The following is an 18,646-nucleotide window of genomic DNA, read 5'->3' as shown; positions in this document are numbered from 1 at the left end:
GTCGATTTTAGTAGGCGTACCGCAGGTTCGGCACCGACGAATCGCCGTCCTCAATCTTCTCCAGCGCGTCCTCAAAGTCCGCCATCGTGACCTCGGTGCGACCGTCACGGATGGCGAACATCCCGGCCTCGGTCGTCAGACTCTCGATCTCGGCCCCGCTGAAGCCGTCCGTCTCGTCGGCGAGTCGGTCGAAGTCGACGTCCTCCACGAGGTTCATGTCGCGCGTGTGGATTTCGAGGATGCGGTGGCGACCCTCCTCGTCCGGGTTAGGCACTTCGATGAGGCGGTCGAACCGCCCGGGGCGCAGGATAGCCTTGTCGAGCATGTCGAAGCGATTCGTCGCTGCAATGATGCGGATATTGCCGCGGTCTTCGAAGCCGTCCATCTCCGAGAGCAGTTGCATCATCGTGCGCTGCACTTCGGCGTCGCCCGACGTTTTCGAGTCGGTTCGACGGGAAGCCACCGCGTCGATCTCGTCGATGAAGATGACCGCCGGCTCGCGCTCGGAGGCGAGTTTGAACAGGTCGCGGACGAGGCTGGCACCCTCGCCGATGAACTTCTGGACGAGTTCCGACCCGGCCATCTTGATGAACGTGGCGTCGGTCTGGTTGGCGACCGCCTTCGCCAACATCGTCTTTCCGGTGCCCGGCGGACCGTGCAGGAGTACGCCGCTCGGCGGGTCGATACCGGCTTCCTCGAACTGTTCGGGGTTGACGAGCGGTTCCTCGACCGCTTCTTTGACCTCTCGGATCTGCTCTTCGATGCCGCCGATGTCGTCGTAGGTCACCTCCGGCGAGGCGTCCACCTCCATCGCCTGCGCTCGTGCGTCCTTCTCCGTGTCCAGTCTCGTCTCGATAGTGAAGGAGTCGTTGACGGCGACCCGGTCACCGGCCTCGACGTCGTTTCGGAGTTGGACTGCGGCGTCGGTCAGCACCTCCTGATTGTTGCCGTGTTGCTTGATGATGACCCCGTCGTCGGTCATGTCTTCGACCGTGGCGACGTACAGCGAAGTCGTCTTCAGCGTCTCGTTCTCGCGCTGGAGTCGGTCGACCTCCGCCGCGAGATCCTCTCGGCGTTCTCCAGCAGCCTCGACGCGCTCGTTCAGCTTCTCGTTGACCTTCGTGATGTCCGTGTAGTGCTCCAAGAGCGCCGACAGACGCTCCGAGTCGGACATGTTGGGGTCGAGTTCGAGCGTTGGTCGATCAGGAACGGATGGACTGCGCGACATTTCTTGTTCGTTTGTATGTCGCCACATTAAAAGTGCCTTTGGGTCGCGGAGGGGCTGCGGTGCCGGCGTGGGGCGATTCGCTGGTAACGGTTTTTGGGCGGTTTCGAACTTCGAGCGGAGATTCCGTGGTTTTACGCTATACAGCGTTCTCGGACTCCCGTCGCGGTGCAGGAGTCGTTGCGATAGTGGTATCCCCAGACCCCCGACTCGGCGAGCGAGTTCGAACGAAAGACGAAAACGAGACCCGTTTCCGAACGTCGGTCTTGACTATCTCAGATCAGCGCCTCCATCTCGTCCAAGTGGTCGCCGTACACGTCGAGGGCGCGCTGAATGGGTTCGGGCGAGCGCATGTCCACGCCCGCGCCTTCGAGCAGTTCGAGCGGATACTCGCGTGACCCGCTGCGGAGGAATTCAAGGTAGCGTTCGGCGGCGGGTTCGCCCTCCTCCAGAATCTTGTCGGCCAGCGCGACGGCGGCGCTGATGCCCGTGCTGTACTGGTAGACGTAATACGCGCGGTAGAAATGTGGGATGCGCATCCACTCGCGCTCGATTCGCTCGTCCACGACGGCGGGGTCGTAGAACTCCCGCTTCAAGTCGCCGTAAATCCCGTCCAACCGGTCGGGGGTGACCGCCTCGTCGTTCTCCACGACCTGATGGGCTTGATACTCGAAGTCGGCGAAGAGGGTCTGTCGGTACAGGGTCGAGCGGAACCGCTCCAGATACTCGTTCAGGACGTGCTGGCGGAAATCCCGGTCGTCCACCGTCTCCAGCAGATGGTGAGTCAGCAGCGATTCGTTGACGGTGCTGGCCACCTCGGCGACGAATATCTCGTACCCGCTGTACACGTAGGGTTGGGTCTCGCTCGTCAACTGCGAGTGGAGCGAGTGGCCGAGTTCGTGTGCGAGGGTGTACATCGATGAGATGTCGTCCTGATAGTTCATCAGGATGAACGGCTGGGTGTCGTAGGTACCGCCGCTGTATGCGCCAGCCCGCTTGTCCTGCGTCTCGTATACGTCGATCCAGCGCGATTCGATACCCTCCGCGACGCGCGACCGGTAGTCGTCGCCGAGGGTACCCAGCGACTCGGTGACGTACTCGACCGCTCGGTCGTAGTCCAAATCGGGGCTCTCCGTGTCGGTCATCGGCATGTAGAGGTCCCACATCTGGAGCTCGTCCACGCCGAGGCTCTCGCGCTTGAGTTTCGCGTGATGGTGGAGTTTGTCGAGGTTGGCCCGCACAGTGTCGAGCAGGTTGTCGTACACCTCGGGCGGGACGTTCGGGCCGTCCAGCGCCGCCTCGCGTGCGGTGTCGTAGTTCCGGGCCTGCGCATACTTCACGTCCGATTTGACGCTGTTCTTGTACGCCGCGCCGACCGAGTTTCGAACGTCGCTCCACTCGTCGAAGTAACTCTCGTACACCGTCTGTCGGAACTCGCGGTCGGGATTCTTGAGCAGGTTGACGAAGTTGCTCTGGGTGATTTCGACCGCGTCTCCGTCGGGTTTCTCGACGGTGGGGAAGGTCATGTCGGCGTTCGAGAGCATGTTGTAGATCTCGCCCGCCGCGCCCGTGACTTCGCCGAACTCCGCGAGCAAATTCTCGATTTCGGCGGAGCGGGTGTGCTCTTTCGTCCGCATCACGTCGTCGAGGAAGTGGTCGTACCGTTCGAGTCCATCCGTCTCATCGACCATCCGGTCGAGTTCGTCGCGGTCGAGCGACTGGATCTCCGGTTCGATGAAGCTTCCCGCGCTCTGGGCGCGCGATGCGAGCGACTGTGCGCGCGTGGCGAGCGCCTGATACTCCTGGTCGGAGGTGTTCTCGTCGCTTCGCATTCGGGCGTACGAGGCTACCATCGACACCTCGCGCCCGAGTTCGTCCGAAAGCTGGAGCACTTCGAACAGCGTCTCGCCGTCTTCGGTCGCCCGCCCTTCGTAGGCTTCGAGGTCACCTAATCGCTCCTCGACCGCTTCGTAGGCGTCCTCCCAATCGCCGTCGTCCGCGTAGATGCTCTCCAAATCCCACTTATATTTCGTGTCGATATCGATCCGTTCGGGAACAGAACTCATACCACGCCCATAGGGACAGCCTCACCGTAAACGTTGATATTCCGGAACGAGGCTCACCGCCGAACGGAGCTTTTTGACGGACGGCGACTGAGTGGTTAACATGACCGACGCGGTAAACGGCGCACTCGGCGAGATGTGGCGGGACGACTACCCGTGGACGTTCCTGACGAAGCTGACCGAACTCGAAGATCGGATGGGTGGCCATCCCGGCGAACGGCGGGCCGCCGAGTTGGTCGCGGAGGGGTTCGAACGCGCCGGGGCGCGAAACGTCCGCACCGAATCGTTCGAGATGCACCGCTGGAGCCGCGGGTCGGCGAAGCTCGCGGTCACCGACCCGGTCGAGCGTTCGTTCGAGACCATCGCGCTCCCCTACTCGCCCGCGGGCGACGCTCACGGCGAACTTGTGGACGTGGGGCACGGCACGCCGGAAGAAATCGACGAGAAGGACGTCGCCGGGAAGATCGCCGTCGCCAGCACGACGACCCCCGCCGGCAGTCGCTTCGTCCACCGGATGGAGAAGTTCGGCTACGCCGCCGCGGCGGGCGCGGAGGGGTTCGTCTTCCACAACCACGTTCCAGGACAGCTTCCGCCGACCGGCTCGCTCACCTTCGGCGACGAAACAGCGATTCCGGGCGTCGGGGTGAGCGAAGAGACCGGCGCGTGGCTGAGCGAGTACGCCGACCGAGGTGCGACCGCGAGGCTCACCGTCGACGCCGAGACGACCGCGGGGACGAGCCACAACGCCGTCGCGGAACTCGGCCCCGAAACCGAAGACGAAATCGTCGTCGTCGCGCACCACGACGCGCACGACATCTCGGAAGGGGCGCTCGACAACGGCTGTGGAATCACCGTCGTCATCGCGGCGGCCCACCTGCTCGCGGAGATGACCCTCGACACGCGCGTCCGAGTGGCTGGCGTCGGTTGCGAGGAGATCGGTCTCCTCGGGAGCGAGGCGCTGGCCGACTCGCTCGACCTCTCACGGGCGCGCGCCGTCGTGAACGTCGACGGCGCGGGGCGATTCCGCGACATGCGGGCGTTCACCCACGGTTCCGAGACGATGCGGTCGGTGGTCGAGGCGGTCGCAGACAACGCGAACCAGCCCATCGCGCTACAGGAGGGCGTCCACCCCTTCAGCGACCACTGGCCGTTCCTGAAACAGGGCGTTCCGGCGCTCCAGCTACACAGCCAGCAGGATTACAGCGCACCCGGCGCGCGCGGACGCGGATGGGGACACACTCACGCTGACACGCGGGACAAGGTGGACGACCGGAACCTGCGCGAGCACGCAATGCTGGCCGCCCTGCTGATTCGGGAGGTCGCCTCGCGCGAGGAGATTCCGCGCAAGGAGGCGGACGACGTGGCCGCGAACCTCCGGGAGAACGATTACGAAGAGGGGATGCGGGCGGCGGAAATCTGGCCGGAGGGGTGGGACTAAGTTTCGATCCGTTTTCCGTCCACGACCGCCCCGACGAGGATGGTGAGTCCGCGGAGGACGAGGTAGACGCCGAAGAACAGCGACGCGAGGGAGACGAAAAGCGACAGGAAAACGCCAAACGTATCGAGCGCGAGAACGAGGACGTTCACGCCGCCCGAACCGAGGAAGGCGATTACAACACCGAGCGTCACTGAGATGGTCGCGTGCCAGAGCCAGTCGGTGTCATCGGTATCGCCGATGGTGCTCATATCTCGCTATCGATATCAGAAATCAAATGCGATCCGGTGGAAACGGGGAGAAGGTACCGAACCTCAGGAGTGGCGGGAGAGCTCTCGTCGCACGATGTCTTCCACGAGTTTGCTGAGTCTCCGAACGACGAAGTACGCACCGACGACGAGCGAAACGACGTAGAAGGGCACGAACAGGACGATGCCGATTCCCTCGAACAGTGCGGAAATCGCCGCACCGACCCACCGGATGAACGAGAACGCTAGCACGCCGACCGCCGCGTCTATCGTCACTTCCCACAGGAACTTGTCGACGAACATAGAAATCGTGTCGGAGCTCTCGGATATAAACCTATTCGAGTCGCCCGCGGATTTCGCCCGCCACCCGCGACCGCGTTCGGTGCTCGATTCGCAATGCGTCGAACACCGCACGCGCGCTCTCTACCGCGTCTTCGTCCACCGAGAACTCGCAGTCGTAGCCCACGTCCGCGAGCACGAGGGGGTGGGCCGGCGCGGGCGAGACGCCCTCCGGGCCGTCGAGGGGTTCCGGCGCGAGCACGCGGTCTATCTTCGCCATCGGCGCGTCGCCGGTGGCAATGGCGCGCACGAGCGAAACGACACGCCGGACGAGGTTGCGAGCGAACCCACCCGCGCGGAGCGTGAAGACGAGATAATCGCCGTCCCGAATCGCGCGGATTCGCAGGTCGCGCACGGTGCCCTCGTCGTCCGGCGTCAGGTTGTGGAAGTCGCGCTCGCCGGAGAGTCGCTCGCAGGCGTCTTTCGCCAGCGCGAGGTTCGCCCGCGGCGCGTAGCAGTGGTAGACGTACTCCCGAAAGTAGGCGTCGTGAGTCGCGTGGAACTCCGGAACGACCTCGGCGCTGGCCCACGCTCGAATCGAAGCCGGAAGTTCGCTGTTGAACGCCGACGGGGTGAGCCAGTCGGGACACTCGACCGCGACAGTCTGGGCGATTGCGGAGACGCCGGCGTCGGTTCGACCGGCGGCGGCGTACCCTTCGGGCGCGCAGTCTGCGACGCCAAGTGCGCAGAGCGCGTCGAACAGTGCGTTCTCGACGGTCGGAACGTCCGGCTGGCGCTGGAAGCCGTGGAACGGGCGACCGTCGTAGGCGACTCGGAAGGCGCGCATCTCACGGTGATACAGGAGGACGACCTTTAGTTTGTGTGGAGTTACCGGTGAGAACGGGATTCGTTGGGGGTCTGTACCGGAACGCAGGAAGCGAGTAGAACGGAAGTCGCAGGGTGTCGTCCGTATAGTCGCGGTCAAACGGAACGTTATCGGCGCGACAGGAACCCCGTAACGTAGGTCTGTTCGTGGTCGGGAAACACCTCGTCCACCGCTTTCTCGCCGTGTTCGCGGACGAGGAGGGCGCGCAGTTCCGCTTCGTAGTCGGCCTTGTTGATCTCGTCACTCGGGCCGGATTCCACGTCGAGGGTGGCCGCGACGAGGCGGTCGACCGCCCCGCGCCCGAAGCCGGAGAGCGGGACGATGTAGTCGACGCCGTGGCGGTCTTCGAGGCTCTGGGCCTGCGCGCGCGAGACGGTGGGGACGCGGTCGTCCCTGCGCGTTCCGTCCGCGATGGCGTCGAAGCGCATGCCAGCCACGGTCTCCAAGGCGTGGCGGTGTACCCGCTGGATACCGTTTCGCGGGTAGCCGTCCTCGGCCATCCGTTCGACCGCCTCGATGGCTGCGTCGTGGTCGAGTTCGACCGTCTCGAAGTCGAAGCCGGTCGCCTCGGCGGTGTCGCGGGCGTACTTCCAGTCGTCCGTGACGCCGAAGTGGGCGGTGACGAGCGTCACGTCGTAGAAATCGTTTAACAGGAGGGCGGCGAGCGTCGAGTCTTTTCCTCCGCTGTAGAGGAGTCCGAGTTCCATCTCAGCGCCGTTTGATGTTGAAGCTCTTCTTGTCGGGCTTCAGTTCGCGCAGTATCTCTTTCATCTTCTGCTCGTCGATCTGGCCGTTGATGCGCCCGCTCTGGGCGATCGCCAGTACCTGCTGTTCCACTTGGTCGGCGAACTGCGGCTTGCTCATCCGGACGGAGTTGAGTCGCTTTCGCGCGCCGTCGGTGAGATACTGGCGGAGCAGTGCCTGCTTCTGCGCGTCGGCCTGCTGTTGGGCCTGCTGTTGGGCCTCTTCCTGTTGTTGCTGGTCTTGTAGCTCTTCCATCTTCTGTTTTCGAAGCTCTTCGAGTCTGTCGTCGTCGGGACTACCACTCATGCCTTATCTGTTGCTTACCGGCCATGACCAAAAACAATTACGGAGAACACCGTTCAGACGGGTCGGAAAAAAGGTCGGAATTCGAGGCGACCGCAACTCTCGGAAAACGATGACGCAGATCCGTCGGCGTGGTGGTCCGCGCGTCCGCTTTGCTTCGGTGCTTTCTCGATGATTTCAACTTCGCTCGTCACCGAGATTGCAATCTGCCTCGCACGTCTCGTCTTCCCCCACGGGGAGATGTCCTCTACACGATGAAAAACGACGTGATGAAAGCGAAGCAGTCAGTTCAGGCGTAGCGTTCGAGTTCCGGTCGATCGAGGTCGGAGAGGACTTCACCCGCCGTGTCGTCGAGGAGGCTACGACCCTCGGCGGTGATCTCACGACCGCGAGCCTCGCTCGACTGAATTAGCCCCTCCTCTTCGAGCTGTTGGAGGATGGTTCGGATGATTTTCTTACTACCGTCGGCGCGGTGGGTAGGTGCGACGCGGTAGCGAGTCGACCCTTTCTTTCCGCCGCCGTACTCGGTCGAGAGGCGTTCGACACCGACCGGTCCGTTCATGGCGACCTTCCGCAGGAGGCTGGCGGCACGGATGTGCCAGAAGTTCTCCTGCTCCGGTGGCAGTTCGCGCTGTGCGCCGGTTTTGGCGAATTCGGCCCAGTCCGGTCGGTCAAATCGATCTTCGAGGTCGTCGGCGAGCGCTTCGATGAGCGCTTCCGCCGGAACGTCGTAGAGCGTCGTCATACGACTGATTTCCCTGCGGCGGCGTTTAAAGCCATCGTTACGGAGTTCGGCAGGGGCAGGGTCGCCGTCTCTTCCTTTCACGATTCCTCGAACCAATTCGCGAACGCGGAGACGACGGCGAAACTTCATATCCCATCCCGCGGCCAAACACCGCGTGTCCTGTGAAACCGAGCGACAACGTCGAAGACGGGGAGTCGGAATCTCGGAGGTGACCACGCGACCGCACGCTTAGTCTCCGTTCGCGTTGTCCGCCTCTAGCATCACCGTTGCCGTCCACCCGAACATCACCGGCAGCCAGTACGTCGCCCCGCGGTAGATGACTGCCGCCGCCCCCGCAGTCGCCGCCGTGACGCCCGTAATCGGCACGAGGAGGAGCACCAGCGCCGCCTCGACGCCGCCGAGTCCACCCGGAAGCGGCGCGACTCCGGCGATGCTTCCGATGGGGACGACGAACAGCACCGCCGCGAACGAGACGGGATGGCCGAGCGCGTAGAGCGACAGCCACAGAGACACCGAAGACAGGAGCCACCCGGACGCGGAGAAGAAGATCGCCAGCGTGAGACGCTGACGGTCGTCTGCAACGCGCTCGATGGCGCGGAAAAACCCTTGAATCCGCCGTTCGACGGCGGGGCGAGTCGTCGGCTTCACTTTCGGCACGACGCGCGCGATGACGTCCACGGCGGGGACGATACTCGCGGCGATACTCGACTCCACCCGGTTGCGGTTTCGCCACCCGACGACGGCGGCGACGGGCACCGCCATCGCCAGCGCGACGATGGAAACCGCGACCATCTCTATCGTATCGCCGACCGTGAGAACCGTCGCGTAGTAGGCCACGCCGACCAGCGCGAACGAGATGGACGGGACGAAGTTGATAGCGTCCACGCTGGCGATGGCGCCGAGTCCAGTCTCGTACTCGGCGTCCGTGGTACGCGAGATGAGTAAGGCGGCGAACGGTTCACCGCCCGCTTGCCCGAACGGGGTCACGTTGTTGGCGAACGTCGCGCCCGCGTAGAGTAGGAACGCCCGAAGCGGCGAAATGCGAACACCGAGGATGCCGAGGACGGTTCGAAGGCTCATCGCCCACGAAAACAGCCACGCGAGTGCGACGAGGCAGACGAGGACGACGACGCGACCATCAGTCACCGCAAGCGCCGACGCCACGCGGTCGATACCGACGGCCCAGAAGACCACGAGCAAGACCGCGACTGCGGCCACGAAGCCGACGGTTATCGTCCGCAGGTCACCCAAGTCGAGACGCATCAGTTCGCCAATATCGGGCCCACTGCTTGAAGCCAGCGAAGACCGTTCGGCTTTTTTCCCGGCGTGACAGAAAGCCGGTATGGACGAACGGGCCGCGCTCAGACTGCTGGCGGGCGAACTCGCCGACGCGGGCGACGACGCAGCGGTCGTCGATGGACACGTGCTAACGACCGATATGCTCCACGCGACGACGGACTTCCCCGCGGGGACGACGCGATACACCGCTGGATGGCGCGCGGTCGGTGCCTCCCTGTCGGATGTCGCGGCGATGGGTGCGGAGGCGGTCGCCGCCGTCGCCGTCTACGCAGCTCCGGAGTTCGTCGCGGACGAACTCGAAGCGTTCGTCGCGGGCGCGAACGACGTGTGCGAATCGGTCGGCGCGCGGTACGTCGGAGGCGACCTCGACACCACCGCGGAGTTCACGGCGACGACGACGGTGCTCGGACGAACCGACGACCCCGTCCCGCGGTCGGGCGCGCATCCCGGTGACGCGTTGTGCGTGACCGGAACGTTCGGACGGAGCGGTGCTGCTCTCCGCCTGTTCGACCGCGGCGAAATTGAGCGCGCAAACGATCTCTTTCGCTTCGACCCGCGGATCGCCGCGGGACGGGCGCTCGCTCCGCACGCGACCGCCATGATGGACTCCAGCGACGGACTGGCTCGGTCAGTGCATCAGCTCGCGGAAGCGAGCGACTGCGGGTTCGAACTTGACGGTGACGCGGTTCCGGTCGCGGAGAGCGTTCGTGATGTAGCCGAGAACGCGGACGAAGAACGCGAACTGTCCGTCTTCTTCGGCGAAGATTTCGAACTCGTCTTCACCTTGCCAGAGGAGCGAGTGAGGGACGCACGAGCGGCGTCACCGACTCCGCTCTCCGTCGTCGGCGAAGCCACCGACTCGGACGTGACGATGGACGACGAACCGCTGCCGGATCGCGGATACACCCACGGATGACGGAAAGTCCGGTCGGGAATCGGTCAGGGGATGATCTCGATAGGCGTCGGGGTGAAACAGAGTAGTCCGAGCACGAACGTGAACAACCCGAGCAGTTTTCGATTCATATCGAGCTCACCGTCGTTGATGGGCGTCGCCGGACCGACGTAGGCGAAGAACATCGACAGGAAGCCCCAAATGACCCACAGCACCGTCGCGTTGCTCACGTCGAGGACGTAGAAGACGTAGGCCGCCAGTCCGAACAACACGGCGGGGACGAGCGCCGCGACGCTCTCCTGTCGTTCGCCGATGATCGCCCGGACGATGTGGCCGCCGTCGAGCTGACCGACCGGGATGAGGTTCAAGAACGTGACGAACATCCCGACCCAGCCGCCGATGACGACCGGATTGACGGACTTGGCCGGGTCGTCGTACGTAAGCGGTTCGCCCATAGCCGACGCGAGCGCTTTCAACAGGGGCGGGTAGCCGAACTGCACCTCAATGGTGTTCGCGCTGTTGAGAGTCGCCTGCGTGACCGTCACCGGTTCCATCGTCAGTCCGACGGCCGTAACGACGACGGTCGCCACGAGACCCGCGAGCGGCCCGGAAACGCCGATGTCGAAGAGCGCCTTCCGGTCGGGCATCTGGCCTTTCATCCGGATGACGGCGCCCATCGTCCCGATGAGGGTTGGCATCGGGATGAAATACGGAAGCGTCGCGTCCACTCCGTGGTAGCGGCTCATCACGTAGTGGCCGAGTTCGTGGGTTCCAAGGACGCCGAGAACCGCCAGCGTGAACGGCCACGCCGTCAGCATCGCCTCTACCGGGTGCGTCAGGGGATTGACGTGGTACCACGACGCACCGGCCCACAGCGTCGAGAGCACCGTCGCGAGGAACAGAATGACGTTCTTCCACGGGATGCCGTCCGGGCCGAGCGTGACGGGTTCGGCGACGAGCACGTACTCGCCCATCTGGGTCGAGAGCGCGACTTCGTACCCCTGTTCGCGGAAGAGCGGCCACACCGTCTTCATCAGTTGGTCTTGTGGAACCAGCGGTTCGCCGTAATACACCAACTGTTCGCCATCGGTCCGAACGTCGTACACCCGAAACACCGAGCGTAACCGTTCGAGCGAAGGACCTGCCTCGAGCGGCTCGGTCGAATCCATTCAGTCACAATACGGAACGAATCGGTATAAACCCTTAGACGACGCCGCGCCTCAGAGGAGCGCACCCGACTGGAGGACGGCGATGAGGAGCGTCAACACCGGTACGCTCGCCAGCGTGCTGACGAATATCGCCGTACTCACATATTCAGGTGCTCTGAGCCCCGACCTACCCTCGTCGTACTCGATACAGAGGATGAGCGGGGTTATCGCCGCCGGCATCGCGTATTCGAGGACGAACACCCGCGCGACGGTGGCGTCCTCGAACCCAAGCAGGAAGACGACGCCGACGGCGACGAACGGAGCGTCGACGAGTTTCATCCCGTTCGAGACGCCGACGCGGGCGATGGCGGTCCCGGAATCGGTGTTCGCCAGTTGGATTCCGAGCATGAGCAACATCACCGGAATCGCCGCGTCGCCCGTCAGTTTCAGCGTCTCCATCGCCGCCGAATCGACGGGTGGGACAACGTCGAGCGCGCGGGCCGCCCCGGCGGCGAAAACGGCGTACACGAGCGGGAGTTTGAACACCTCCCTGACGGCGGCGAAACTGGACGTGTTGTTACCGCGCGAGGCGAGGTAGACCCCGACGGTGTAGGTGAGCACGGACTGGGCCGCGATGTAGAGGATGGCGGTGTTCCGCCCGACGTCGCCGAACGCGAACTGCGAGAGCGGAATCCCGTAGTTACCTGCATTTGGGAACGAACTCGACAGCACGAGCGCGCCGAGAACCGGTTCCGACTCGCCGAGCGCGCGTCCGACGAACTCCGCCAGCGCGGCCATCGTCAGGTGAACGCCGCGACGCCGGCCGCGGGCGTCAGCGCCGTCTTCCCGCCGAGCGACGTAGTCGTGAGGCTGTGGAAGACGAGCGCGGGGGTGAGAATGTAGATGGTGACGGTGCCCAGCGCCTCCACTTCGATGCCGCAGACGGTGCCGAGGAGAAACCCGACGGCGGCCACCGAGAGGACGGGCAGGATGGCGCTCGTCAAAGCGGAGAGGAGTGACACTGGTCGAACGAAAACGGCGGGAGATTACAAAGACGTCGAAGGCGGAACGGGAAACTGCGGTGTGGATACGGGAGTGGGAACCGTTCGGGCGTTCGGGGAACCGCGACGAGTGCGACGTTAGACGGGGTGGTTGCGGGGCGGCGTTGCCGGGGCGTGATTGCGGGGTGTGGTTCTAGGGACGGGAAGTCGTTGGGGGCGTGCGGGGGAGGCGCGGGAACCGCAGCGGGGACGTGGGCCGGAGCTTACGCGGGAGCCACGCGCCACGTGGTCGCACTCGTGTACGACCACTTCTCGACTTCGAGTTCGGCGCATTCGGTCAACTTCACCATCAGCGCACCGATCTCCTTCGCGGAGAGTCCGACTTCGTCGGCGATGAACTTGCTCTTGAAGTAGAGCTCTCCGTCGCTCGCCTTCTCGCAGAGGTACTGCTTGAGGCGGTCTTCTTTGGATTCCGGTTCAGGGCTTTCGGCGGCGAGTTGGGTGGTTGCGCTCATATGCTGACTCCGGTTTTCCCATGGAGCGGGAGGATGTTATAAAGGGTAGAAGCTTAGGGTAGTTTCGAGAATCTTTATCCTCGTCCAGCGGAAGTCGACGTGAACGCAGATGAAAGTGTCGATTCACGAATCCGTTAAAACGGGCTAAAAAGTTCAAAATCTCCTCTCGCGTTTTATTTCTCCAATCGACTATTCCTGTCACAAGTGCGGGAACATGAAAATAGACCGCACCAATACGCTCGACCTATTGTTCGTATACCCAGAACTGTTCATCCGTCGTCGCCTCTTTTTTGAAGATCGGCACTTCGGCTTTGAGCCGGTTGATACCGTCTTCGACGGTTCGAAACGCCTCTTCGCGGTGTCCCGCGAGCACGACGACGAACACGATGTCCTCGCCGTACTCGATGCGGCCCGTTCGGTGGTGCATGAGCACGTCGAAGACGCCCTCGCGCGCTTCGAGTTCCGCGCGGATGGACGCCATTCGCGCCTCCGCGACACCCTCGTACTTCTCGAAGTCGAGATACTCGGTCGGCGAGTCGTCCGCGCTGTCTTTCGCCCGGACGCGCCCTGTGAACGTGGCTATCGCGCCCGAACGCTCGGCGCTCGGCGAGCGTTTCACGCGCGCGACGAGCGATTCGAGCGTCTCGTAGTCTTCCACGTTGTCAAGCGCGTCCGCGACGGACTCGATATCGAGCGCGTCGGCGTCCGATGCGTGGGCGAGGAGTTCGCCGGCGTGGTCGGCGTCGCCGAGAACGACCTGGGGGACGTTCGCGTCCGGGAACCCCGACAACACGGCGAACTCATGGTTCGGCGCGAGTTCGTCGAGCGCGTCGGTCAAAGAGCGGTTCGTACCGCGCGCACGCCACCCTCCGTCACCGAGTTCGAACGCGGTCGAATCGACCGTCTCCGGCGACCCCCGCGTGACGGTGCCGACCGCGCCGCGTTCCCCGAGTCTGTCGGCGAGGTGGTCGGCGACGGCGGCCGAGTCGCTCCCGACGACACCCAGTACCTTCATGTGCGTATCGCGGGCGGCGAGACGCTTTTACCCTTCGGTCGGAAGTTAAGAACGCTTAAGGCCGCGTCCGGGTAACACCGCGATAGCATGAAGGTGGTCGTTTCTATCGGCGGGAGCGTGCTCGCGCCGGACTTGGAATCCCAGCGCGTCCGCGGACACGCCGAAGTCATCGAGTCGCTCGCAACGGAGGGGTGTACCATCGGCGCGGTCGTCGGCGGCGGCGGCGTCGCCCGGAAGTACATCGGAACTGCTCGCAATCTCGGCGCGAACGAGATCGAACTGGACGACATCGGTATCGACGTGACCCGACTGAACGCCCGACTCCTCATCGCGGCGTTGGGCGAACGGGCCGCGCCCAGTCCGGCGGAGACTTACGAGAAAGCCGGAACCGCGATGCACCGCGGCGACATCGCGGTCATGGGAGGCGTGATGCCGGGCCAGACGACCGACGCCGTGAGCGCGGCGCTGGCGGAGTACACGAACGCCGACCTCCTCGTTTACGCGACGAGCGTCGACGGCGTGTTCAGCGACGACCCCAACGAGATCGAAGACGCGACGAAGTACGACGAACTCTCGGCGAGCGACCTCGTGGACGTTATTGCCGACCTCGAGATGACCGCGGGGAGTTCCTCGCCGGTCGACCTGCTAGCCGCGAAGCTCATTGAGCGGTCGGGCGTCCGCACCATCGTCCTCGACGGTACCGAACCGGAACGAATCGCCGACGCCGTCCTCTCCGGCGACCACAGCGGAACCGACATCATCCCGGAGGGCGCGGACGACGAGATGTCCTACTGGGTACAAGGATGAGCGCGGATTCGGCACCGACGGACGATCGCGACGGAAGCGGAGACGATCACCACGTCTTCTGGGCCGACGAGGTGGCCGACCGCATCGAAGCGCGCGACCCCGACGACCCCATCATCATCAAGGGCGGAATCTCGCCGTCGGGGGTTCCGCACCTCGGAAACGTCAACGAGATAATGCGCGGCTACTTCGTCGCGGAAGCCCTGCGCGACCGGGGACACGAAGTGCGACAGGTGTTCACCGCCGACGACCGCGACCCGCTTCGCAAACTCCCGCGGAAGTTGGCCGATCTGGCGGGGAACATCGTCGAACTTGGCGACGTGAACGCCGGGGCGCTCGGGCGTAACCTCGGCAAGCCGTACACCGACATCCCCGACCCGTTCGGATGCTGTGACTCCTACGGCGACCACTTCTCGAACCTCATCCAACAGAGCGCGGATCTGCTTGGCGTTCCCATCAACGTGGTCTCGAACACGGAACTGTACGAAACGGGCGAGTTGGAGGACGTGACACGCCACCTCCTCGAACACGCCGAGGAAGCCCGCGAGGTGCTCGCGGAGTATCAGGACAAGGTCGACGACGAGTACGTTCCGTTCAACCCCATCTGCGAGGAGTGCGGGAAGATCACGGAGACCGTGACGGATTTCGACGTCGAGGAAGGAACGGTCGAGTACGTCTGCACCGACCTCGAAGCGGGCGACAACACCATCGACGGCTGCGGCCACGAGGGAACCGCGACGCTCCGCGAAGGCAAACTCCCGTGGCGCTTCGAGTGGCCCGCCCAGTGGAAGACGCTCAGCGTGGACTTCGAACCCTTCGGTAAAGACCACGCGGAAGGCTCGTGGCCAAGCGGCGAGGATATTGCCCGTAACGTCATGGAGTTCGAGCCCCCCGAGCCGATGACCTACGAGTGGTTCACGCTCGACGGGAAGCCCTTCTCCTCCTCGGAGGGAAACGTCGTCCTCGTCAAAGAAGTGCTCGATCTCCTCGAACCCGAGGTGCTCCGGTACTTCTTCACCAAAGACCCGTACAAGGCGCGCGATTTCAGCATCGAACGTCTCGACCTGCTGGTGGACGAGTTCGACCGCTTCGAGCGCGTCTACTTCGGCGAAGAGGACGCGGACGAGAGGGAACGCGCCCTCGCGGAACGCGCCTATCCGATGGCCGTGAGCGAGATTCGACCCGAGCGCATCCGTATCCCCTACACCTTCGCCGCCGTGCTGGGGATGACTGACGACCCCGACCTCCGCGAGGAGATCGCGCGACGGGAGAGTCACATCCCCGACGACGCGCCCGATTGGGCCGTCGAGGGTGCGCTCGCGCGCGTCGAGCGTGCGCGAACGTGGGCGCGCCGGACGAGCAACGAGTACGACTACGACCTGAAGCGAACCGAGCTGCCCAACGTGGCGCTCGATTCTGAGACGGAGGAGGCGCTGGACGAACTTGCCGAGTTCGTCGAAGCGGGCCACGACGGCGAGGCGATTCAGGGCGAGATTTATGAGACCGCGAAGCGCCACGACATCGACATCGGCGAGTTCTTCGGCACGGGCTATCGGCTCTTCTTCGACGAGGAACAGGGACCGAAACTCGGCCCCTTCCTCTCTAGTTTAGACCGCGAGTTCGTGCTCCGCCGACTGCGTCGAGAAGGTTGATGTCGCCGTCAGCGGCGTCAGAGCGCCAACCGCCAGCAGAGTTAAGACCGGTGGCAGACAATATACACTTACCTCCGACTAACAAGCGCATAACAAAGTACGTGCCGATACCAGGAGGAGGTGTGAGGTCTGTCTGACGACCAATCACGTCAGCGACTGAACGGTGATATTACCATGGCCCTGATAGAACTCAATCTCGAGAAACCAGCGTTGAAACGGACCGAACTCGTCAAAGAAGACGAAGCAGCAATCGAAGGAACGGAATCGAAGACCGAGGAGATCGAGACGGAAATCGAATCCGAAGGGACCGAGGAGGCCGAATCGACGAAAGGAGGAAGTCGAACTCGAACGTTCGCCCGCCGCGCCGCGGTGCTCGGCGGTACCGCCGCCGGAATCGCCGCCGCTCGGAAGTTCCGCCAGCGCCGCCAGAGCAAACAGGCGGAACAGCAGGAACTCGAAGAAGACTGGCAAGCGGCGGAGTAACGCTCCACTTTTTCCGTTCGTTCCCAAACGCCTTTGAGCGACCGGGACTTTCTTTCGCTCGATGGATACGATTGTGTGGGTGCTTCTCGGAATTGCGGCCTACTGGTTCGCCCTGCTCGCGCTTCGGGCGAACGATATGCTGCCGCCGTATCTCGGTATGCAGGGGCCGATTCTGACGCTACACACCCAGAGAGGAAAGCGTCTGCTCGACCGCCTCGCTCGTCCGAAGCGGTTCTGGCGAGCGTGGGGAAACTTCGGTCTCGGCATCACGCTGGTCGTGATGGCCGGGACGTTCCTCCTTCTCGTCGTACAGGCGATTCTAGTTCTCCAGAACCCGCCGGAACCGTCGCCCGTGACGCAGCCGCGAAACGCGCTCGTCATTCCCGGCGTCAACGATTTCCTCCCGCTCTCGGTCGCACCGGAGATCATGCTCGGGCTGCTCGTCGGACTGGTCGTCCACGAAGGTGGACACGGTATCTTCTGCCGGGTCGAGGACATCGAGATAGAGTCGATGGGGCTAGCGCTGCTCGCCGTCCTTCCCATCGGCGCGTTCGTCGAACCCAACGAGGAGAACCGCAAACGGGCCGATAGAGGGAGCCAGAGTCGGATGTTCGCGGCGGGCGTGACGAACAACTTCGCGGTCACGCTGGTCGCGTTCTTACTTCTCTTCGGCCCGGTGATGGGGTCGATAACCGTCGCGTCCGGCGCGGCGGTTGGCGGCGTGTTCGAGGATTCCGCCGCGGACGACGCCGGACTCCAGCGCGGCGATAGAATCGTCGAGGTCAACGGCATGAAGGTCGAGAACAACGCCGACCTCGAATCGAAGCTCGCTACCACTGAGAGCAGGAGCGTGTCCGTCACCGTCAAACGCGGGGACGAAACGATAAACACGACCATCCGACGCTCGTTGCTCGTCACGGGAATCGCGGTGGATTCGCCGTTCGCTTCGGAGCAAGCGCGGAACTCGGGCATCGAGAAGGGCGAACGCATCACCGCCGTCAACGGAACCGCGGTCTACACCGAGCGGGCGCTGAACCGGGAACTCGCGGACAAGAAGGTCGCTACCCTGACGGTGAACGGGTCGAAGGTGACCGGGCCGGTCGGGGCGCTCTCGACCGTACAGAAGGGCGGCCCGGCCAGCGAAACGAGATTGAACCCCGGCGACTCAGTTATCATCACGGCCATCGACGGGAACAGAATCACCGACAGTAGCGACCTGACCCGCACCCTCGACGGGTACGAACCGGGACGGACCGTGACCGTCGAAGCCTACGCGAAAGAGGGCGGAAGCTACGTTCGTCACACGTACGACATAAAACTCGGCGAGAACGACGGCGGCGATGCCATCGTCGGCATCCTCGTCGCACCGGGTACCTCCGGCATCGCGGCGAGCGGCTTCGGGACGGAACTTTATCCCGCGGAGACGTTCCGCGACCTCGTCGCGGGGCAGTTCCTCTCCGTCTTCGGCGGCGGTGGTAACGGCCCGCTCACGACGTTCCTGCTCGGCGTCGGCGGGACGCTGTTGCTTCCGTTTGCCAGCCTCTCGATGCCTGTTGGCTACAACTTCGCCGGCTTCGTCGCGTCGAACAGCAACTTCTACGCGGTACAGGGACCGCTGTCGGTGTTCGGCGGCGGTGCGTTCCTACTGGCGAACGCCCTGTTCTGGACGGGGTGGATAAATCTCAACCTCGGATTCTTCAACTGCATCCCGGCGTTCCCGCTCGACGGCGGCCACCTCCTGCGGATGGGTGCCGAGGCCGTAGTGTCGCGCCTCCCGACGAGTCAGGGTCGGCAGGTAACGACGATGATAACGACGAGCGTCGGGTTGGCGATGCTCGCCAGTCTCGTCCTCATGATATTCGGGCCGCAACTTCTGGCGGGGTAGTCCGCTTTCGAATGCCTCGGTCTC

Annotated in this window: 19 protein-coding genes and 1 pseudogene; 7 read left to right on the top strand and 13 right to left on the bottom strand. The window is 63.7% G+C overall.

Features of this window, described 5'->3' with window-relative positions:
• Positions 1-7: 7 nt before the first annotated feature.
• Together pan2 and pepF are read right to left on the bottom strand one after the other, a co-directional pair.
• Positions 8-1,228 (bottom strand): proteasome-activating nucleotidase Pan2, encoded by a 1,221-nt coding sequence (pan2, locus tag LIW51_RS13610; protein ID WP_227374651.1) that lies wholly within the window; start codon positions 1,226-1,228, stop codon positions 8-10.
• Between the two features lie 272 nt (positions 1,229-1,500).
• Entirely contained in the window at positions 1,501-3,291 is a 1,791-nt protein-coding gene (pepF, locus tag LIW51_RS13605) for an oligoendopeptidase F (RefSeq protein ID WP_227374650.1), read from the bottom strand.
• A 100-nt stretch (positions 3,292-3,391) separates the two neighbouring features.
• Here pepF and LIW51_RS13600 point away from each other — a divergent pair, with 100 nt between their 5' ends.
• The gene (locus tag LIW51_RS13600; protein ID WP_227374649.1) at positions 3,392-4,726 is read left to right on the top strand and encodes a M28 family metallopeptidase; all 1,335 of its coding nucleotides are present in this window, start codon (positions 3,392-3,394) and stop codon (positions 4,724-4,726) included.
• On the opposite strand, the gene LIW51_RS13595 is transcribed toward LIW51_RS13600, so the two are convergent.
• The 7 genes from LIW51_RS13595 to LIW51_RS13565 all read right to left on the bottom strand — a co-directional run bounded on the left by LIW51_RS13595 (position 4,723) and on the right by LIW51_RS13565 (position 9,191).
• On the bottom strand, positions 4,723-4,974 hold the full coding sequence (locus LIW51_RS13595) for a hypothetical protein (protein ID WP_227374648.1): 252 nt from the start codon (positions 4,972-4,974) through the stop codon (positions 4,723-4,725). The two genes, LIW51_RS13600 and LIW51_RS13595, sit on opposite strands and share 4 nt — an antisense overlap.
• A 63-nt stretch (positions 4,975-5,037) precedes the next feature.
• Complete coding sequence (locus LIW51_RS13590; RefSeq protein ID WP_227374647.1) at positions 5,038-5,274, bottom strand: hypothetical protein; 237 nt, start codon at positions 5,272-5,274, stop codon at positions 5,038-5,040.
• Between the two features lie 31 nt (positions 5,275-5,305).
• Positions 5,306-6,097, bottom strand: a complete 792-nt coding sequence (truA, locus tag LIW51_RS13585) for a tRNA pseudouridine(38-40) synthase TruA (RefSeq protein WP_227374646.1) — start codon at positions 6,095-6,097, stop codon at positions 5,306-5,308.
• Between the two features lie 146 nt (positions 6,098-6,243).
• On the bottom strand, positions 6,244-6,843 hold the full coding sequence (locus tag LIW51_RS13580; RefSeq protein WP_227374645.1) for a DUF7411 family protein: 600 nt from the start codon (positions 6,841-6,843) through the stop codon (positions 6,244-6,246).
• A 1-nt stretch (position 6,844) separates the two neighbouring features.
• A complete protein-coding gene (locus tag LIW51_RS13575; protein WP_227374644.1) occupies positions 6,845-7,186 on the bottom strand; it encodes a DNA-binding protein in 342 nt (113 codons plus the stop codon).
• 286 nt (positions 7,187-7,472) lie between these two features.
• Positions 7,473-7,928 (bottom strand): 30S ribosomal protein S19e, encoded by a 456-nt coding sequence (locus LIW51_RS13570; protein ID WP_227376809.1) that lies wholly within the window; start codon positions 7,926-7,928, stop codon positions 7,473-7,475.
• Between the two features lie 228 nt (positions 7,929-8,156).
• Positions 8,157-9,191 carry a lysylphosphatidylglycerol synthase transmembrane domain-containing protein gene (locus LIW51_RS13565; protein ID WP_227374643.1) on the bottom strand — a complete coding sequence of 345 codons (1,035 nt, stop codon included), beginning with the start codon at positions 9,189-9,191 and terminating at the stop codon, positions 8,157-8,159.
• A 79-nt stretch (positions 9,192-9,270) separates the two neighbouring features.
• Between LIW51_RS13565 and thiL the strand changes: the two genes are divergently transcribed.
• A complete protein-coding gene (thiL, locus tag LIW51_RS13560) occupies positions 9,271-10,143 on the top strand; it encodes a thiamine-phosphate kinase (protein ID WP_227374642.1) in 873 nt (290 codons plus the stop codon).
• Between the two features lie 23 nt (positions 10,144-10,166).
• On the opposite strand, the gene LIW51_RS13555 is transcribed toward thiL, so the two are convergent.
• Both LIW51_RS13555 and LIW51_RS13550 read right to left on the bottom strand, forming a co-directional pair.
• Positions 10,167-11,288 (bottom strand): site-2 protease family protein, encoded by a 1,122-nt coding sequence (locus LIW51_RS13555; RefSeq protein ID WP_227374641.1) that lies wholly within the window; start codon positions 11,286-11,288, stop codon positions 10,167-10,169.
• A 51-nt stretch (positions 11,289-11,339) separates the two neighbouring features.
• A pseudogene (locus LIW51_RS13550) lies at positions 11,340-12,289 on the bottom strand (AEC family transporter).
• On the opposite strand from LIW51_RS13550, the gene LIW51_RS13545 reads away from it, so the two are divergent.
• Positions 12,283-12,465 carry a hypothetical protein gene (locus LIW51_RS13545; protein ID WP_227374640.1) on the top strand — a complete coding sequence of 61 codons (183 nt, stop codon included), beginning with the start codon at positions 12,283-12,285 and terminating at the stop codon, positions 12,463-12,465. The pseudogene LIW51_RS13550 and the gene LIW51_RS13545 sit on opposite strands and share 7 nt — an antisense overlap.
• Before the next feature lie 66 nt (positions 12,466-12,531).
• Here LIW51_RS13545 and LIW51_RS13540 read toward each other — a convergent pair whose 3' ends face one another.
• Positions 12,532-12,783, bottom strand: coding sequence for a DUF7123 family protein (locus LIW51_RS13540; protein WP_227374639.1), 252 nt, complete (start codon positions 12,781-12,783; stop codon positions 12,532-12,534).
• Between the two features lie 244 nt (positions 12,784-13,027).
• Positions 13,028-13,798, bottom strand: a complete 771-nt coding sequence (locus tag LIW51_RS13535) for a molybdopterin synthase (protein ID WP_227374638.1) — start codon at positions 13,796-13,798, stop codon at positions 13,028-13,030.
• 87 nt (positions 13,799-13,885) lie between these two features.
• Here LIW51_RS13535 and pyrH point away from each other — a divergent pair, with 87 nt between their 5' ends.
• The 4 genes from pyrH to LIW51_RS13515 all read left to right on the top strand — a co-directional run bounded on the left by pyrH (position 13,886) and on the right by LIW51_RS13515 (position 18,622).
• Complete coding sequence (gene pyrH, locus LIW51_RS13530) at positions 13,886-14,605, top strand: UMP kinase (RefSeq protein WP_227374637.1); 720 nt, start codon at positions 13,886-13,888, stop codon at positions 14,603-14,605.
• The gene (lysS, locus tag LIW51_RS13525; protein WP_227374636.1) at positions 14,602-16,254 is read left to right on the top strand and encodes a lysine--tRNA ligase; all 1,653 of its coding nucleotides are present in this window, start codon (positions 14,602-14,604) and stop codon (positions 16,252-16,254) included. The genes pyrH and lysS overlap by 4 nt, the downstream gene beginning before the upstream one ends.
• Positions 16,255-16,428: 174 nt before the next feature.
• Complete coding sequence (locus LIW51_RS13520) at positions 16,429-16,737, top strand: hypothetical protein (protein WP_227374635.1); 309 nt, start codon at positions 16,429-16,431, stop codon at positions 16,735-16,737.
• 61 nt (positions 16,738-16,798) lie between these two features.
• Positions 16,799-18,622, top strand: a complete 1,824-nt coding sequence (locus LIW51_RS13515; RefSeq protein ID WP_227374634.1) for a site-2 protease family protein — start codon at positions 16,799-16,801, stop codon at positions 18,620-18,622.
• Positions 18,623-18,646 lie beyond the last annotated feature (24 nt).

The sequence above is a fragment of the Haladaptatus halobius genome (genome assembly GCF_020618475.1).
GTDB classification, from domain to species: domain Archaea; phylum Halobacteriota; class Halobacteria; order Halobacteriales; family Haladaptataceae; genus Haladaptatus; species Haladaptatus halobius.
The sequence above is the reverse complement of the archived record's forward strand: the minus strand, read 5'-3'. Positions and strand labels throughout refer to the sequence as shown.